Here is a 15,923-nt window from a genome sequence, read left to right on the forward strand (position 1 = left end):
GCGCGACTCCTTATGATCTTGTCGAATCGCTTCGACTACGATTCGACTACGCGATGAGTTGCTCCGTTCCGTTCGTGCTCGGCCCCCCGGGGGCGGTCTCAGCCGCCGCGGGGTGCCGTCGTCGCCCGCCTGGTGAGCCGCGGCGGCAGCAGCGTCGCCTCGGGCACGTCCAGCCGGTCCAGCTTGCGCATCAGCAGCTCCACCGCCCGCGTGCCGACCTCCGCGGACGGCACGGCGACCGACGAGATCGGCGTCGGCGCCTGCTCCGCCAGCTCGTCCGGGCAGATCGCCACCACCGACAGGTCCTCCGGCACCCGCAGCCCGAGCCGCCGGAACGCCTCGATCAGCGGCTGCACCACCGGCTCGTTGTGCACCACGACCCCGGTCAGCTCCGGGTGTTCGCGCAGCAGCCGCTCCGCCATCGCCTGCGCCGCCGCCGGGGTGGCCTCGCAGGGGTGCACGGTCGACGTCAGCCCGCGCTCGTCGGCCGCCGCGGTGAAGCCCTGCGTGACGCGCTGCGCGAAGCCCGTCTGGCGCAGGTAGACGGCCGGCGGCGAGCCGACGAGGGCCACGCACCGGTGGCCCAGCTCCGCCAGATGCGTCACGCACGCGCCGCCGGCCGCCGCGAAGTCGAGGTCGATGCAGGTCAGCCCGGCCGCCTCGGCGGGGAAGCCGATGAGCACCGAGGGCCGGTCCAGGGTGCGCAGCAGCGGCAGCCGGGCGTCGCGCAGCTGCACGTCCATGACGATGAGGGCGTCGACGAGCGCCGTGTCGGCCACCCGCCGCAGCCCCTCCTCGCCCTCCTCCTGGGTGAGCAGCAGCACGTCGTGGTCGTGCTGCCGGGCGCTGGTCACCACCGACACCGCGAACTGCATGACGACCGGCACGTGGATCCCGGTGCGGAACGGGATCACCAGCGCCAGCACGTTGGACCGGCTGCTGGCCAGCGCCCGGGCGCCGGCGTGCGGGCGGTAGCCCAGCTCGCGGATGCTGGCCTCGATGCGCTGCCGGGTGTCCTCGGATATCGGGCGCTTGCCGCTGAGGGCGTACGAGACGGTGCTCGGCGACACCCCGGCGTGCCGGGCCACATCGGTGATCTTGACCATCGACTCCCCCTTCCCGACCGGCCCGCCGTTCGACATGCCGGACAGCCGGACCCTAGCCCAGCTCCGCCACGACGACCCCGCGGCCCGCTTCCGCTCGTACGGTGGGGCCGCCGACCACCTCCAGCGCCCACGGCTTCCCGGCACCGGGCTCGGGCGCGGCGCCGCCCGCGGAGGCCCGTACCGTGTCGCCCTCGCAGACGACGGAGAACACCGTCCCCCCGACCGGCACGTCCACGCGCTGCCCGGGCCGCAGCCCGTACGCGCGCAGCGTCACCCCGTCCGCGTAGTCGTAGTCCGGCCGGTCGTCGACCGCGCCCACCGGCAGGACCGCGCCCGGCCGCACCAGCACCGGCGCGCTGTCGAACCCGTGCTGCTCGCGCACCCACCGCGGCCCCTGTACCTCGGCGCCGCTCAGCAGATGCGTCCACGTGCCCTCGGGGACGTAGTACGACACCTCCCCCTCGTCGTTGAACACCGGCGCCACCAGCAGGTCCGGGCCGAGCATGTACTGCCGCTCCAGATGGGTGCACGCCCGGTCGTCCGGGAACTCCAGCGCCATCGGCCGCATCATCGGCACGCCCTGCTCGTGCGCCTCGCGCGCCACCGCGTCCAGATACGGCATCAGCCGCAGCTTCAGCTTGGTGAACACCCGCAGCACGTCGACGGCCTCCTCGTCGAACAGCCACGGCACCCGGTACGACGACGAGCCGTGCAGCCTGCTGTGCGACGACAGCAGCCCGAAGGCGATCCACCGCTTGAACAGCGCGGGCGACGGCGTGCCCTCGAAGCCGCCGATGTCGTGGCTCCAGTAGCCGAAGCCCGACATCCCCAGCGACAGGCCGCCGCGCAGCGACTCGGCCATCGCCTCGTACGTCGACTCGCAGTCGCCGCCCCAGTGCACCGGGAACTGCTGGCTGCCGGCCGTCGCCGAGCGGGCGAAGACCACCGCCTCGCCCTCGCCGCGGTGCTTCTTCAGCACGTCGAAGACCGTCTCGTTGTACAGGTACGTGTAGTAGTTGTGCATCCGCTCCGGGTCGGAGCCGTCGAAGTACACGACGTCCGTGGGCACCCGCTCGCCGAAGTCGGTCTTGAAGCAGTCCACGCCCATGTCGAGCAGCGCCGCCAGCTTGCCCGCGTACCAGGCGCGCGCGTCCGGGTTGGTGAAGTCCACCAGCGCCATCCCCGGCTGCCACAGGTCCCACTGCCACACCCCGCCGTCCGGCTTGCGCAGCAGGTAGCCGGCCTCGCGGCCCTCGGCGAAGAGCGGGGAGCGCTGCGCGATGTACGGGTTGATCCACACGCAGATCTTCAGGCCGCGCTCCTTCAGCCGCCGCAGCATGCCCGCCGGGTCGGGGAAGACCCGCGGGTCCCACTCGAAGTCGCACCAGTGGAACTCGCGCATCCAGAAGCAGTCGAAGTGGAAGACCGACAGCGGCAGGTCGCGCTCGGCCATCCCGTCGATGAAGGAGGTGACGGTCTCCTCGTCGTACGAGGTCGTGAACGACGTCGACAGCCACAGCCCGTACGACCAGGCCGGCGGCAGCGCCGGGCGGCCGGTCAGCGCCGTGTACTTGCGCAGGATCTCCTTCGGCGTCGGCCCGTGGATGACGTAGTACGTCAGCTCCTGCCCCTCGACGCTGAACTGCACCCGCGACACCGCCTCCGAGCCCACCTCCAGCGACACCCGCCCGGGGTGGTCGACGAAGACGCCGTAGCCCGCGTCGGTGAGGTAGAACGGCACGTTCTTGTACGCCTGCTCGGTGGCGGTGCCGCCGTCGGCGTTCCAGATGTCGACGACCTGGCCGTTCTTCACCAGCGGCCCGAAGCGCTCGCCGAGCCCGTACACGTGGGTGCCGACGGTGAGCCCGAGCTGCTCGCGCAGGTAGTGCCGGGGCTTGCCGCCGTCGCCGGTGTCGGTCTCCATGATCCCCATGCCCCTGGGCCCGGACGACGTCAGCGGCTTCAGCCCGTCGGCGGTGCGGAAGTCCAGCTGGAACGGGCCGCCGCGGGCCACCCGCAGGGCGAGGCTGCCGGCGGTGAGCAGGGCGTGCTCGTCGTCGTACGACACGTGCGCGTGCGACCCGGAGTCCGCGAGCTGGAAGCGGGGCCCGGGGTCGGTGCCGCCGTCGAAGTGGGTGAGCGTCACCCCGATCACGTCGGGCATGGGGGAGTGGCACGAGACCGTCATGACCGGGCCCTTCAGCAGATCGCCGCGGTGCCGGATGGGCTGTGTGGGTGCGTGGACGTCCAGCGTGCCGTCCTCGGCGGTGACGTCGAGCACCTCGACGGGGTACGCGGCGCGGACGCCCGCACGCAGCATCCAGTAGCCGTCGGTGAACTTCATGCGTTGCCTTTCGGGGTCAGGGCGGAGGTCACTTGACCGCACCCACGGCGATGCCGCGGGTCAGGGTCCGCTGGAAGATGAGGAAGAACGCGATCGCCGGCAGCACGCCCAGCAGCGCGGCGGCGTTGGTCATCGTGGCGTCCATGTCCCGCTGGCCCTGCAGCACGCCGAGGGCGACGGACACGGTCTGGTTGTCGTCCGAGACGAGCATGACCAGCGGCAGCAGGAACTCGTTCCACGTCCAGATGAAGAACAGCACCATCAGCACGCCGATCGTGGGCCGGCTGACGGGCACCACGACCCGCCACAGCACCTGCCACTTGGTCGCGCCGTCGATCCGCGCCGCCTCGATCACCTCGCGCGGGAAGCCGCCGAGCACCGAGGACAGCAGGTACGTGCCGAAGGCGGACTGCACCACGGTGAAGACGATCACCACGCTCAGCCGGGTGTCGTAGAGGCCGGCCTCCTTCGACAGGTAGTAGATCGGGTAGACCAGCGACTCCTGCGGCAGCATGTTCGCCAGCACGAAGAACGCCAGCACGTACGGCCGCCCGCGGATCCGCCCGATGCCGATGGCGTACGCGCTGAGCACCGACAGCACCACGGCGAGCAGCGCCACCGAACCCGAGATCAGCACCGAGTTCCACAGCTTCTGCCCGAAGTCGACGCGCTCCCAGAAGTCCGTGAGCCCGTCGAGGTACACGCCGTCCGGCATGCTCAGCGGCCCGTCGCTGGAGTACTCCTCCGGCGACTTCACCGCGTTCATCAGCACCACGACGAACGGCAGCACCATGAACGCCGCGCCCAGCACCAGGGCCGCGAGCACGGGGTACTTCCTGACCGCGGTCATCCGTTCTCGTCCTCCGCCCGCGTCTGCATCTTCAGGGCGACGACCGCCAGCACCAGGATCAGCGCCGTGAGGACGGTGGAGATCGCGGCGCCGTAGCCGGCCTGGAAGTTCTCGAAGAAGTTCTGGTACGCGAAGTACGACGGCACGTTCGTCGCCCCGCCCGGCCCGCCGCCGGTGAGGACGTACACCATGCCGAAGACCTTCAGCGCCGCGATCGTGCACCACAGCAGCACCACCGCGATCTCCGGCCGCAGCTGCGGCAGCGTCACGTGCCAGAACCGCCGCCACCAGCCCGCGCCGTCCAGCTCCGCCGCCTCGTGCAGCGCCGGGTCGACGCGCTGCAGCCCGGACATGAAGATCACCAGCGGGAAGCCGATCTGCACCCACACCATCACGGCCATCACGCTGTACAGCGCCAGGTCCGGATCGCCCAGCCAGTCCTGCTGCAGCGCGTCCAGCCCCACGGCGCCCAGCAGCTCGTTCAGCGAGCCGCTCTCCGGCGCCAGGATCCAGCTCCACACGATGCCGGCGACCGCGATCGGCAGCACCTGCGGCAGGTAGAAGCAGGCGCGCAGCACCGCCACCCACCGGCTGCCGGCGTGCCGGCCGACGAAGTCGAACAGCGCCGACGCCAGCACCAGGCCGACCGCCGTCGGCACCAGCGCCATCGCCGCGACCATCGCCAGGCTGTGCCGGAACGACTCCCAGAAGTCCTCGTCGCCGACGAGCCGGTCGTAGTTCTCAAGACCGGTGAACTCCGGCGTGCCGACGCCGCTCCACTCGGTGAAGCTGATCCCGGTGTTCATCACGAACGGCACGATGATGACGACGAGGAACGCCAGCGCGCCGGGCAGCAGGTAGAGCGCGTACGAGCCCTCGGTGGACGTCGGGCGCGGCCGGCCGGCCCGGCTCTTGCGCCACCGCCGGCGGGAGGGGGCTCCGCTCCCGCCGGCGGCGCGGGCCGCGTCCTTGGCGGCCCCTGTGACCGGGGCGCTCATTCCTGCAGCACGTTCTCGTCGTACTCGGACTGCAGCGACTTCAGCACGTCGCCCGGCTCGGCGCTGCCGGTGATGAGCTTCTGCGTCTCGGAGGTCATCGAGTCGTAGAAGCCGTTCGCCGGCCAGTCCGGGTAGTAGGCGAGGCCGTCGCCGTCGGCGAGCGTCGTGTAGTCCTTGATCAGGGCCTGCGACTGCGGGTCGCTGATCGCGGCGGGGTCGGCCGCGACCGGGACGCCGCCGTTGTCGCCGAGGATGTTCTGGATGCCCTTCTTCATCGTGATGTCGATGAAGTCGTACGCCAGCTCCTTGTTGTCGGCGCCCTCCGGGACCACCCACAGGTTGCCGCCGGAGCCGAGCGTCAGGTCGCTCCCCGGCCACAGGAAGGTGTCCCAGTCGAACTTCTGCACCTCCGCCTGGAAGCGGCCGAACCACCAGCTGCCGGAGAACAGCATCGGGTGCTTGCCCTGGATGAAGGAGACCCCGGCGTCCTCGGCCTTGGTGCCCGAGGAGTTCTCGGCGATGTAGCCCTTGTCGACCCAGTCGGCGAAGGTCTCGGCGGCGTAGGTCCAGGCGGCGTCGGAGAAGTCGGTCTCGCCCCCCATCTGGAAGGAGTCGACCCACGCCTTGTCGGCCTGGCTGAGGGCCAGCTGGTAGAGGTACTGCTGCGCCATGTACTCGGCGCCGGCGTTGGCGAACGGCGTGATCCCGGCGTCCGCGAACGTCGCGAGCGCCTCCTCCAGCTCCGCGAACGTGGTCGGGACCTCGACGCCGTGCTCCGCGAAGAGGTCCTTGTTGTAGTAGACCATCGTGTACTCGGCGTAGTTGGGTATGCCGTACCAGGCGCCGTCGCCCATGACGCCGCTCTCGTCGTAGCGGCTGGTGGTGGCCACCGTGGGCGGCACGGCGTCGGCCCAGCCGCGCTTCTCCGCCTCCTCGGTGAGGTCGGTCAGCAGGCCCTGGCGGGAGAGCTGGCCGGTGGTGGCGTTGCCCTTGTTGTACTCCATGAGGTCGGGCGCCTGGTCGGAGTTGAGGACCTGGGGAGCGGTCTTCTGGATCTGCTCGAAGCCCTTCTCCTCGAACTCGACCTTCACCCCCGGGTGGCTGTCCTCGAACTCCTTGATGGCCTCGGCCCAGGCTTTGCCCATGGCGCTGTCGGGGCCCTCGTAGTGCCAGAGCCGGAGGGTCTTTCCGTCGCCCGAGCCGCCGTCGTCGGAGTCGCCGCACGCGGCCAGCGTGCTCAGCGACAGGGCTCCCGCCAGGGCGGCAGCCAGCAGGCGCGCCCTTCTCCGTGCCTTCAACATCACTGCCTCCGGGAGAGTTCGTCCTCGTCGAATCGTTTCGATGAGAAATGTCGAAGCGTTTCGACGGAGGAACGTAGAGAGAGCCCGGTGGTATGTCAATGGTGTTGACAAAAGGTTTCGGGAAAGGGTGCCGGACAAGAGGGACGGGTGCCCGGTGGGCACCCGTCCCGTTGCCGTGTGTGCTGTGGTCGTGCCTGTCGGTCAGCTTGTCGCTCCCGCTCCCGCTCGTGCTCGTGCGGGTGCCGGCTACGGCAGTACGCTCCCGAAGGCCACGCACGCCGGGCTCGGCGCGGCGGCCGTGGCGCCGGTGCGGCGCAGCGCGCCGGAACGGCCGACGCGGAACGCCACCACGTCGTCGCTGTTCTGGTTCGCCACCAGCAGCACGTCGCCGCCCGGGGCGAGGGCGAAGTGCCGCGGCCACGCGCCGCCGGTCGGGGTGGTCTCGCGCAGGTCGAGCCGGCCGTCGGCGGCCACGGCGAACCGGGCGATGCTGTCGTGCCCGCGGTTGGACACGTACACCGTCCCGCCGTCCGGGTGCACCGCGACCTCCGCGCAGTAGCTCTCGCCCGTGAAGCCGCGGGGGAGCGTGCTGACGGTCTGCAGCCAGCTGAATGTGCCGCGGCCGGCGTCGTACGAGAACGCCGTCACCGACGACGTCAGCTCGTTCACCACGTACACGAACCGGCCCGTCGGGTGGAACGCCAGGTGGCGGGCGCCGGAGCCGGAGGCGACCTGCAGGAACGGCAGCGGGTTCGGCGCCAGCTTCCCGGCCGCCGCGTCCAGCCGCCAGGCCCAGACCCGGTCGGTGCCCAGGTCGGCGCCGAAGACGTACCCGTACGCCGGGTCGAAGACGACCTGGTGCGGGTGCGGGCCGGCCTGGCGCTGCGGGTCGGGGCCCGTGCCGGTGGCGGTGACGGTGTCCGACACGGGGGCCGGCGTGCCGTCCGCGCGCAGCGGGACGACGGCGAAGGTGCCGCCGCCGTAGTTGGCGACGACCAGGTGCTCGCCGCGCTCGTCGAGCGCGCCGTGCGCGGGGACCCCCGGCACGGGCTGGTCGCCGGTGCGGGTCAGCTCGCCGGTGGCAGTGTCGACGGCGTACGAGACGACGCCGCCGCCCTGCTGCCCGTTCCAGGTGCTCACCTCGCAGACGGCGTACAGCACGGGCAGCCGCGGATGCACCGCGAGCCACGACGGGTTGGGGACGCCGGGCACCTCCTGGACCGGGGTGAGGCGCCCGGCGCCGGCCATGCGGAACACCGCGGGCCCGGCGGGGGCGCCGGGGCCGCCGGCGTAGCCGCCGACGTACACGGCGCGGGGGCCGCGGTCCACCGCGGCGGCGGGTGCCGCGGCCGACGCGGGCGCGGCGGCGCCGCCCAGCGCGGGGACGACGACGGCCAGCGCCGCGGCGCCGAAGACCGGCAGCATCTGGCGCCGGCTCGGGCCGGCGGGGGCGTCGGGGGCGTCGGGGCCTGCGGGGTGCTCGGGGCCGGGGGACGGGGACGGGGCGGATCCGTTCAAGGCCGTGCTCCTCTCGTGGCGGGGGGACGGCGGCGGTGGCGGCCGCCGGTGGAGCCGGAGATGGATACGGCGCCCCGCGGCCCGGAGTTCACGGGCGCGTCCGGAGACCGCGGGGCGCCGCGCCGCAAGCCCGCCTCGGGCAGCCGGACCGACTGGGCGTGGCGGAAGACGTCACCCGGGTCGTACATGCGCTTGACCTGCTGCAACCGCGCGTAGCCGGCCTTGTAGTACAGGTCGTGCCAGGGGGTGCCGGAGGTGTTCCACCGCGGGTCGCTCAGGTCGATGTCCGGGTAGTTGACTTGACTTGCATCCCCGCGCTGAAGGGCGGGGATTCTGGCCTTCCCGGTCGTTTCCGTGCTGCTACGCGGCACAGTCGTCGATTCGGGAGTCCTTGGCTTCCTGTTTCTGCACGTGGCGCCGGACGTGGTGTCCCGGTCTTACCTACGCTCCGCAGGCTGTCACCGCCGAGTCCGGCGGCCTTCTTCACGTTGATGGCGGCGTTGATGTCGCGGTCGTGGACGGTGCGGCAGTTGGGGCAGGTCCATTCCCGGACGCCGAGAGGCTTGGGCCCGTCCCGGTGTCCGCAGGCCGAGCAGGTCTGGGAGGTCGCTTCGAACCGGCCGATCTTGATGAGGGCGCGGCCGTATCTTTCCGCTTTGTACTGGAGCATGCCGACGAATTTCGACCAGCCCGCGTCGTGGACGGACTTGGCCATCGTGGTGCGCGCCAGGGCCTTGACCGCCAAGTCTTCCACGCCGATCGCTTGGTTCTCGCGGATCAGGCGGGTGGAGAGTTGGTGGTGGAACTCGTGGCGGGCGTCGGTCACCTTCGCGTGCGCGCGGGCGACCTTGAGGCGGGCCTTGGCACGGTTCTTGCTTCCCTTCTGCTTGCGGGACAGGTTCCTCTGTTCCTTCTTGAGTTTCTTCTCCGCGCGGCGCAGAAACCGGGGAGAGCCGATCTTCTCGCCGGTGGACAGGATCGCGAAGTGGGTGAGTCCGAGGTCGATACCGATACTCCGGTCGGTCTCCGGCATGCGGGCGGCATCGGCGGCGGGGTCGGTATTGATGACGAACGAGGCGAAGAACCTGCCCGCGCTGTCCTTGATGACGGTGACCGAGGTAGGTGTGGTGGGCAGGGCGCGCGACCACGTGACCTTCACCGCCCCGATCTTGGGGAGGTTCAGCTGCCCGGCGCCGGTGATGCTCCAGCGGGCGTTCGCGGTGAAGCGGATCGACTGCCGGGCATCCTTGCGGGACTTGAAGCGGGGCGGCCCCAGTTTCGAGCCCTTGCGGGTGCCCTTGAGGGAAGCGAAGAAGTTCTTGTAGGCACTCTCGACGTCCCGCAGGGACTGCTGGAGGACGACTGAGGACACCTCACCCATCCAGGAGCGGTCCGCGGTCTGCTTGGCCTGGGTGATCAGCTTCTTCGATAGCTCGGCGGCTTTCGGGAACGGCGCACCGGCCCTGCGGGCCTCCTCGCGGGCACGCACGGCGTCGTTGAACACGACGCGGGCGCACCCGAACGCCCTCGCCAGCGCGATACGTTGGCCGGTGTCCGGGTACAGGCGGAAGCTGTACCGAAGTTGCATACCCGGCACGATACATACTCGAGTCTGGCGGAAATACAGGAGATCAGAACTGGTCGGCACTGTGCTTTCGTGATGTAGCAGTGGCCGCCGCTGCGCACGAAGATGCGCTTTCCGCCGCGCACGGCCAACGCCACGGCGGCCACCACCTGCTCGGTGGTCGTCGCCACCCGGATCGCCTCGGGATCGGCGCGCCAGCGGCCGTTGCTGCCGGAGGCGAAGTCGGGATACCGGGCGTCGGCAGGCGTGATGGTCGCGGCGGCACCCGCCCACGGCCGCGCTGGAGAGAAGCACTTTCCGGCGTGAGACATTGTCGATGAAGTAACTCCCGTCGGCGCAGAGGAAAATGGGCAGCGCAAATTCCGGAGGCTGACCGGCCCGGAGCGCGGTTCGGAACAGCCGGACCCCGCACCGAACACCGCGTCGACACCTCACAACGAGTCGCTAGCCTCAGGGCATGAGCAAGTTCGTACAGGTCTACACGGCGACCGAAACCCGGGAGGCGGCCGTGGCGCTCGGCCGGAGCGCGACGCAGGCGCGGTTGGCGGCCGGGGTGCAGGTGGTTGGCCCTGTGGTCTCGTTGTTCTGGCACCTGGGGGAGTTCGGTGAGGGCGAGGAATGGCAGGTGATCTTCAAGACCACCGCGGACCGCTACGGGGAGCTGGAAACGCACCTGCTGGAGCACCATCCGTGGCACAACCCGGAGATCACGGCCGTCCCGATCACGGACGGCGCGCGGGGCTATCTGGACTGGGTACGTCGGACCGTGGCGGAGGAACTCGGCGGCGAACCGGCCTGAGTCATGCGGCTCGGCGCAACACCTCGGCGACCGCCTCACACGACCGGTGAGGGTGCAAGCGGGTCAGGAAAGTGCGGGCGCGCTGCCGGGGGCGGACGGAGCCGACTCCGCCCGAGAGATCGAGGGCCCTGCCGATCACTTTCGCGGACTGCTCGACTTCCCCGGCGTCCAGACAGGCGTGAGCGAGCCAGGAGAGGTAGAGCGCCTTGTCCCGGGCATGCGCGTCATCGAAATCGGCAAGCGCGGCCTCAAGCGCGGGGACGGCACGCAGCGGGCGGCGCAACTCCGTCCAGCAGCGGCCCTTCATGATCTGCAACTCACGCCCGTCGACCCACGATGCCCAGTCCGGCCCCGGCTCGTCGGCGCTGTCGCTCAGGGCCTCCTCTGCTCGGGCAAGCGCACGCTCCGTCTCTGTCGCTTCCCCGGCCCGCGCGTGAGCCCAGGCGCGGCGTTCGTACAGCAGGCTTCGGACGGTGGGCGGCACATCGGGCCCCGCGGCATGGCACGCTGCGACTGCGGTGGCCACTCCCGACGCTGCGCTGCTGACCTGCTGGTACGCGAGGAAGGCAAGGGCGTTGCCCTCAAGGGCCGTGTCCTTCGCCTCTCTGGCGGCCTCGTGCGCTCGCCGGTAGAGGGCGGATGCCTCCCGCTGGTCTCCGGCATCGAATGCGGCCCAACCCGCCTGCTGCGCCTGTTCGGCGACAACGGCGAGCAACTGCCTTCCGGTTGCCTCCGAGTAACTGGCGCGACGCATCAGGTGCACCGTGCCGTCCAGCTCGGCGCGGTAGACGTGGCGTGTGTCCGCCCCGCCGAGAACGTCGTCCAAGCGGCGGAGCCGGGAGGAACGTAACCGCAGGTGCTCGACGTCACGCTGCCCGAGACGGGACCCCGCCCCGTTCTCGGGGAGCATCCCGCCGACTCCTGCGAGTCCCGTAGCCGCGAGGAACCTCCTGCGTTGCACGTCGTCTCCTCCTTGATCGGCTGTTGCCGCTCTGCCAGCCCTGAGGGCACCCGAGGCCCTTGAACGCTCAGACAGAAGCAGCGGGCGACTTCCTTGGCCGCTCGGTGCCCCGTCCGGTTGCGCCTGTTCCCATGGGCGTGGCGCCAAGCCGACGAGGTGACCGGGAACGGCCAGTGCGTCCGCGATGCGCGTGATCTTCTCGTAGGTGGTGATTGCGCCCTCGCCTCGGGCCAGCTTCCCCACCCGTTCGGGCTTGATGTCGCAGGCATCGGCGATCTTTACGAAGCTGATTCCGCCCCATTACCGAGCCAGCTTGAACACCTTGCCGAATTCATGGCACCGCAGCGCGGCCCGCACATCGGCGCGGTTGAGGACGTGCGCAGGTAAAGCTGCCGGCGACATGTGGTCTGACATGCGGATTCCCCGCCATCTGTCGCTACGGGACCGTCAGCTGATCCGTGCCCGGAGTGTACCCATCATGGGTATCCCTATCGCTGGGAATCGAGATCGGCATCTCTTCTCCGATCCTGTCGGTCATGCGGCTTCAGCAGCGGGATACGGAAGAACACGCGGTGATGGCGTGGCAGTGGCGGCGGCATCCGCGGTGTGTGGCGTTGGCGCGGTCGCAGGTGCGTAAGGCGGTGGCGGGGTGGGGGCTGGCCGGGGTCGAGGAACGGGCTGTGCTGGTGGTCTCGGAGTTGGTGACGAACGCGGTGGTGCATGCGCGGGTGCGGGGACGGGAGGTCCTGACGCGGTTCGTGCGGCTGGACGGTGGGGTGCGTATCGAGGTGCATGACGCCTCCGACGTGCGGCCGGTGCCGCGTGCGCCGGATGGCAGCGGTGGCTTCGGGCTGCTCCTGGTCGAGGAGTTCGCTGACCGGTGGGGGGTGGCGGAACGTGCGATCGGCAAGATCGTGTGGGCCGTGGTGATCGACCCGGAGCGCGTGCGGGGGGAGCCCGGGGAGGGCGGGGGCGATGCGGCGTGCGGCACGGGCTGATGGTCGTGCCATGGCAGGACGTCCCTGAAGCGTCTCGACCGGACGGCTCACGCCGCGCGGCGTTGCGCCGTGGCGGCGAGGGCCGCCGCCGCGGCTGCGGCGAGGGGGACGGTGTAGGCGGTGGCGGGGGTGTTGGCGGTCCAGTTTTCTGCGGTCCAGCCGCCGGTGGCGGAGCCGGCGGCGATGCCGGCGAGGAGGGCGGTGACGGCGAGGGTCATGCCCTCGTTGAGGCGGCCGGCGGGGGTGTGGGCCTGGACGAGGGACATGCCGGTGATCATCGTCGGCGCGGTGGCCATGCCGGCGAGGAGGAGGGCGGGGGCGAGGAGCGTGAGGCGGCCGGTGGCGGCGGCGAGGAGGGGGAGCAGCATGAGGGCGGCCATGGCGGCGACACAGCGGAGGAAGCGGGCGGCCTGCGCGGTCTCCGCGGGCTCTCTGGTCTCCCCGGGCCCCGCAGGCTCCCCGGGCTCCCCGGGCTCCCCGGGCTCCCCGGGCCCCGCGGCATCCGCGGGGCGCCGCGTGCCGTAGGCGAGGCCCGCCAGGCACGAACCGGCGGCCAGCAGCGCGAGAATGCCGCCCGCCGCGCCCGGCCGCCCGAGGCGGTCCGCGTACGCGATCGTGACCACCTCCATCGACCCGAACACCGCCCCCGCGCAGCAGAACGCCGCCAGCAGCGACGGAAACCCGCGGTGCCGCAGCGGCGACCGCGTCCGCTCGCCCGGCGCGGGCGGCCGGGGCGGGGGCTCGGTGGCGCGCTGCGCGGCGAACAGCAGGATGCCGCCGGTCAGCAGCACCGCGCCGGTGACCGTGCCGGCCTCGGGGAAGGCGCCGGTGCAGAGCAGGGCGGCGAGGACGGGGCCGGTCATGAAGCACAGCTCGTCGGCGGCCTGCTCGAAGGAGTTGGCGGTGTGCAGGGCGGCGGCGTTGTCCGCGCCGGGGCCGCGGAAGGCGTAGGCCCAGCGGGCGCGGGACATGCCGCCGGTGTTGGGGGTGGTGGCGGTGAGGACGTAGGCGGTGAAGAGCGTCCACGCCGGGGCGCGCACGTGGACGCAGAGCGCCAGCGTCAGCGAGCCGAGCGCGGCGATCGCCGCCGCGGGGACGGCGATCCGGGCCTGGCCGCGCCGGTCGACGAGGCGGGCGGTGAGCGGGCCGACGACGGCGGTGGCCGCGAGCCCGGCGGCGGGGACGGCGCCGGCGAGAGCGTACGAGCCGTAGCGCTCGGCGATCATGATGACGGCGCTGACGGAGAACATGCCCATGGGCAGCCGGGCGACGAGGTTGCCCGCGGTGAAGGCGCGGGCGCCGGGGACGGCGAAGAGCCGGCGGTAGGGGTCGAGCGCGGCGGTGAGCGGGCGGGGCATGGGGAACAGGCTGGCCGGGCGTGGTCGCGGCGGTCCAACACCTGATCGCTGGCCATTCACGCGCGTACGTTGTCAAATGGCCGGATGGCCACCGCACCGAGGGACGTCGAGCCGCGGCTGCTGCGTGCCTTCGCGGCCGTCGCCGAGACCCTGCACTTCACCCGCGCCGCGGGCCGCCTCTACGTCGCCCAGCAGGCGCTGAGCCGCGACATCCGCCGGCTCGAACGCGAGCTGGGCGCGGAGCTGTTCGTACGCACCACGCGCCAGGTGCGGCTGACCGGGGAGGGCGAGCGGCTGCTGCCGTACGCCCGCCGGGTGCTCGCCGCGTACGACGACCTGGCCGGCGCCGCCGACCCGCGTTCCCGGCCGCTGCTCGTCGACGTCGGCGCCCGCTACAGCACCGGGCAGCGGGTCCTGGACGCCGCCCGCGCCGCGGCCCCGGACCTGGAGCTGGTGGCCCGCTTCCACAGCGGGCTGACCGGCGCGGCGGCGGAGATCGGCGCGGGGCGGCTGGACGTGTCGTTCGGCCGGGTGGCGGGGCTGGCGCCGGGGACGCGGGCGGGGCTGCGGCACGAACTGGTCCGGCTGGAGCCGATGGCGGTGCTGCTGCCGTCGGCGCACCCGCTGGCCGCCCGCGCGGCGGTGCCGCTGGCGGCGCTGGCCGGCGAGACGCTGTACGCGGCCGACGGCAACGCGGCGACGGCGGAGTGGACGGACCTGGCGCGGGAGCTGTTCGCCGGCCGCGGCATCCGCCTCGCGGCGCCGTTCCCGGAGATCGACGGCGAGGCGGAGTTCGTCCGGCTGGTGCACCGGCACGGCTGGTCGGTGCTGGCGACGACGGAGTTCGCGGACATCCCCGGCATGACCCTGCGCCCCCTGACCGACCCGGTGCCGCTGTCCCCGGTCTCCCTCGCCTGGCGCCGCGGCCTGTCCCACCCGGGCCTGGGCGCGCTGCGCGCGGCGGCCCTGCGGCTGGCCCGCGCACACGACTGGCTGCACCGCCCCCGGGCCGCCTGGCTCCCGGAAGCCGACCGCGCCCTGCACGCCACCGGCGCCGGGGCCGCACAGGCCGGGGCCGCACAGGCCGGCGCCGCTCAAGCCGGCGCGGCTCAGGCCGCCGCCCCTCAGGCCGGGGGCGGGGCGGCCAGCTCTGACGTGGCCCAGCCGGCCAGCAGCGGGAGTGAGCGCGCGGTGTCGGAGCCGGGTTCCACGTTGTAGACGCACAGGGTCTGCTCGGCGTCGCCGGGGACCTGGAACGACTCGTACGCGAAGTGGAGTTCGCCCACGAGCGGGTGGACGTAGTGCTTGGCGCCGTGGGTGCGGCGCAGCACCTTGTGGTCGTTCCACCAGACCGGGAACTCCGGGCAGCCGACGGTGAGTTCGCCGACGAGATCGGCCAGGCGCCGGTCGCGCGGGTGGCGGCCGGCCTCCAGCCGCAGCATGGCCACCGTCTCGGCGGCGATCGTCTCCCAGTCACCGACGCGCTCGCGGGCCTCCGGGTCCAGGAGGTAGTAGCGGGCGAGGTTGCGCCGGGTGGCCGGGAGGGCGTCGAAGTCGGTGAGGACGGCCCGGGCGAGGTGGTTGGCGGCCAGCACGTCGGTGCGGCGGCCGAGGATGAACGCCGGCACGTGGCCGAGCGTCTCCAGCATCAGATACAGGCCGGTCCTGACCCGCTGGGGCGGCTGGGGGGCGCGGCGTGCCGTGTGCGGCGCGGGCAGCAGGAGGTCGGCGAGGTGCTCGCGCTCGGACGCGTCGAGCCGCAGCGCCCGGGCCAGGGCCTCGACGACCTCGGCGGACGGGTTGCCGCCCCGGCCCTGTTCCAGGCGGGTGTAGTACTCGGTGCTGACGCCCGCAAGGCGCGCGACCTCGTCCCGGCGCAGGCCCGGGACCCGGCGGACCCGCCCGTCGGCGGGCAGCCCGGCACGTTCCGGGCTGAGCGCGGCGCGCCGGCCGCGCAGGAAGTCGGCGGTCTCTTTGCTGCGGTCCATGGCCTCCAGTGTGGAGCGCCGGGCGCCACACGTGCCCGCGCCAGGGTGGCCCCGGCAGTACCTGCCTGGTCAGGGCCTCTTCGGGCGCCCCGGCGAGGGCGCCCGGCTGGTGTGCTT

The 15,923-nt window shown here is 72.1% G+C and carries 15 protein-coding genes and 1 pseudogene; 5 read left to right on the top strand and 11 right to left on the bottom strand.

The genetic code is table 11. The annotated features are described in order from the left end of the window. Positions 1–98: 98 nt before the first annotated feature. The 8 genes and pseudogenes from ABD317_RS05310 to ABD317_RS05345 all read right to left on the bottom strand — a co-directional run bounded on the left by ABD317_RS05310 (position 99) and on the right by ABD317_RS05345 (position 9,705). Complete coding sequence (locus ABD317_RS05310) at positions 99–1,106, bottom strand: LacI family DNA-binding transcriptional regulator (RefSeq protein ID WP_344288315.1); 1,008 nt, start codon at positions 1,104–1,106, stop codon at positions 99–101. A gap of 52 nt (positions 1,107–1,158) precedes the next feature. Next, positions 1,159–3,450, bottom strand: a complete 2,292-nt coding sequence (yicI, locus tag ABD317_RS05315; RefSeq protein WP_344288316.1) for an alpha-xylosidase — start codon at positions 3,448–3,450, stop codon at positions 1,159–1,161. 28 nt (positions 3,451–3,478) lie between these two features. Continuing rightward, positions 3,479–4,300, bottom strand: a complete 822-nt coding sequence (locus ABD317_RS05320) for an ABC transporter permease subunit (protein WP_027754372.1) — start codon at positions 4,298–4,300, stop codon at positions 3,479–3,481. Then, positions 4,297–5,298 (bottom strand): ABC transporter permease subunit, encoded by a 1,002-nt coding sequence (locus ABD317_RS05325; protein ID WP_027754371.1) that lies wholly within the window; start codon positions 5,296–5,298, stop codon positions 4,297–4,299. Before ABD317_RS05325 ends, ABD317_RS05320 begins: the two co-directional genes overlap by 4 nt. Beyond that, positions 5,295–6,599 carry an ABC transporter substrate-binding protein gene (locus ABD317_RS05330; RefSeq protein WP_344288317.1) on the bottom strand — a complete coding sequence of 435 codons (1,305 nt, stop codon included), beginning with the start codon at positions 6,597–6,599 and terminating at the stop codon, positions 5,295–5,297. Before ABD317_RS05330 ends, ABD317_RS05325 begins: the two co-directional genes overlap by 4 nt. A 246-nt stretch (positions 6,600–6,845) precedes the next feature. After that, the gene (locus ABD317_RS05335; protein WP_344288318.1) at positions 6,846–8,117 is read right to left on the bottom strand and encodes a lactonase family protein; all 1,272 of its coding nucleotides are present in this window, start codon (positions 8,115–8,117) and stop codon (positions 6,846–6,848) included. 137 nt (positions 8,118–8,254) lie between these two features. After that, positions 8,255–8,419, bottom strand: a pseudogene (locus ABD317_RS05340) (BBE domain-containing protein); the annotation flags it as partial. Continuing rightward, positions 8,392–9,705 carry an RNA-guided endonuclease InsQ/TnpB family protein gene (locus tag ABD317_RS05345; protein ID WP_344288319.1) on the bottom strand — a complete coding sequence of 438 codons (1,314 nt, stop codon included), beginning with the start codon at positions 9,703–9,705 and terminating at the stop codon, positions 8,392–8,394. The gene ABD317_RS05345 and the pseudogene ABD317_RS05340, both read right to left, overlap by 28 nt. A gap of 102 nt (positions 9,706–9,807) precedes the next feature. On the opposite strand from ABD317_RS05345, the gene ABD317_RS05350 reads away from it, so the two are divergent. After that, entirely contained in the window at positions 9,808–10,008 is a 201-nt protein-coding gene (locus ABD317_RS05350; RefSeq protein WP_344288321.1) for a hypothetical protein, read from the top strand. A 151-nt stretch (positions 10,009–10,159) separates the two neighbouring features. Continuing rightward, positions 10,160–10,501, top strand: a complete 342-nt coding sequence (gene cutA / locus ABD317_RS05355; RefSeq protein ID WP_344288323.1) for a divalent-cation tolerance protein CutA — start codon at positions 10,160–10,162, stop codon at positions 10,499–10,501. 1 nt (position 10,502) lies between these two features. On the opposite strand, the gene ABD317_RS05360 is transcribed toward cutA, so the two are convergent. After that, positions 10,503–11,705, bottom strand: a complete 1,203-nt coding sequence (locus ABD317_RS05360; protein WP_486389000.1) for an NsdA family TPR-like regulatory protein — start codon at positions 11,703–11,705, stop codon at positions 10,503–10,505. Here ABD317_RS05360 and ABD317_RS05365 point away from each other — a divergent pair. Both ABD317_RS05365 and ABD317_RS05370 read left to right on the top strand, forming a co-directional pair. Next, on the top strand, positions 11,619–11,849 hold the full coding sequence (locus tag ABD317_RS05365; protein WP_344288327.1) for a hypothetical protein: 231 nt from the start codon (positions 11,619–11,621) through the stop codon (positions 11,847–11,849). The genes ABD317_RS05360 and ABD317_RS05365 overlap by 87 nt on opposite strands. Before the next feature lie 149 nt (positions 11,850–11,998). After that, positions 11,999–12,460, top strand: coding sequence for an ATP-binding protein (locus ABD317_RS05370; RefSeq protein ID WP_344288329.1), 462 nt, complete (start codon positions 11,999–12,001; stop codon positions 12,458–12,460). A gap of 47 nt (positions 12,461–12,507) precedes the next feature. On the opposite strand, the gene ABD317_RS05375 is transcribed toward ABD317_RS05370, so the two are convergent. After that, positions 12,508–13,818, bottom strand: a complete 1,311-nt coding sequence (locus ABD317_RS05375) for an MFS transporter (RefSeq protein WP_344288331.1) — start codon at positions 13,816–13,818, stop codon at positions 12,508–12,510. 84 nt (positions 13,819–13,902) lie between these two features. Here ABD317_RS05375 and ABD317_RS05380 point away from each other — a divergent pair, with 84 nt between their 5' ends. Continuing rightward, on the top strand, positions 13,903–15,036 hold the full coding sequence (locus ABD317_RS05380; protein WP_344288333.1) for a LysR family transcriptional regulator: 1,134 nt from the start codon (positions 13,903–13,905) through the stop codon (positions 15,034–15,036). Here the strand turns inward: ABD317_RS05380 and ABD317_RS05385 are convergent. Further along, positions 14,943–15,806 (bottom strand): helix-turn-helix domain-containing protein, encoded by an 864-nt coding sequence (locus ABD317_RS05385; protein ID WP_344288335.1) that lies wholly within the window; start codon positions 15,804–15,806, stop codon positions 14,943–14,945. The two genes, ABD317_RS05380 and ABD317_RS05385, sit on opposite strands and share 94 nt — an antisense overlap. Between the last annotated feature and the right edge of the window lie 117 nt (positions 15,807–15,923).

This window comes from Streptomyces synnematoformans (assembly GCF_039531005.1).
GTDB lineage: Bacteria > Actinomycetota > Actinomycetes > Streptomycetales > Streptomycetaceae > Streptomyces > Streptomyces synnematoformans.

Excerpts from the sequence above, each read along its gene's own strand:
- ABD317_RS05310 (WP_344288315.1), bottom strand. The coding sequence starts at position 1,106 with ATGGTCAAGATCACCGATGTGGCCCGGCACGCCGGGGTGTCGCCGAGC.
- yicI (WP_344288316.1), bottom strand. The coding sequence starts at position 3,450 with ATGAAGTTCACCGACGGCTACTGGATGCTGCGTGCGGGCGTCCGCGCC.
- ABD317_RS05320 (WP_027754372.1), bottom strand. The coding sequence starts at position 4,300 with ATGACCGCGGTCAGGAAGTACCCCGTGCTCGCGGCCCTGGTGCTGGGC.
- ABD317_RS05325 (WP_027754371.1), bottom strand. The coding sequence starts at position 5,298 with ATGAGCGCCCCGGTCACAGGGGCCGCCAAGGACGCGGCCCGCGCCGCC.
- ABD317_RS05330 (WP_344288317.1), bottom strand. The coding sequence starts at position 6,599 with ATGTTGAAGGCACGGAGAAGGGCGCGCCTGCTGGCTGCCGCCCTGGCG.
- ABD317_RS05345 (WP_344288319.1), bottom strand. The coding sequence starts at position 9,705 with ATGCAACTTCGGTACAGCTTCCGCCTGTACCCGGACACCGGCCAACGT.
- ABD317_RS05350 (WP_344288321.1), top strand. The coding sequence starts at position 9,808 with ATGCGCTTTCCGCCGCGCACGGCCAACGCCACGGCGGCCACCACCTGC.
- cutA (WP_344288323.1), top strand. The coding sequence starts at position 10,160 with ATGAGCAAGTTCGTACAGGTCTACACGGCGACCGAAACCCGGGAGGCG.
- ABD317_RS05370 (WP_344288329.1), top strand. The coding sequence starts at position 11,999 with ATGCGGCTTCAGCAGCGGGATACGGAAGAACACGCGGTGATGGCGTGG.
- ABD317_RS05375 (WP_344288331.1), bottom strand. The coding sequence starts at position 13,818 with ATGCCCCGCCCGCTCACCGCCGCGCTCGACCCCTACCGCCGGCTCTTC.
- ABD317_RS05380 (WP_344288333.1), top strand. The coding sequence starts at position 13,903 with ATGGCCACCGCACCGAGGGACGTCGAGCCGCGGCTGCTGCGTGCCTTC.
- ABD317_RS05385 (WP_344288335.1), bottom strand. The coding sequence starts at position 15,806 with ATGGACCGCAGCAAAGAGACCGCCGACTTCCTGCGCGGCCGGCGCGCC.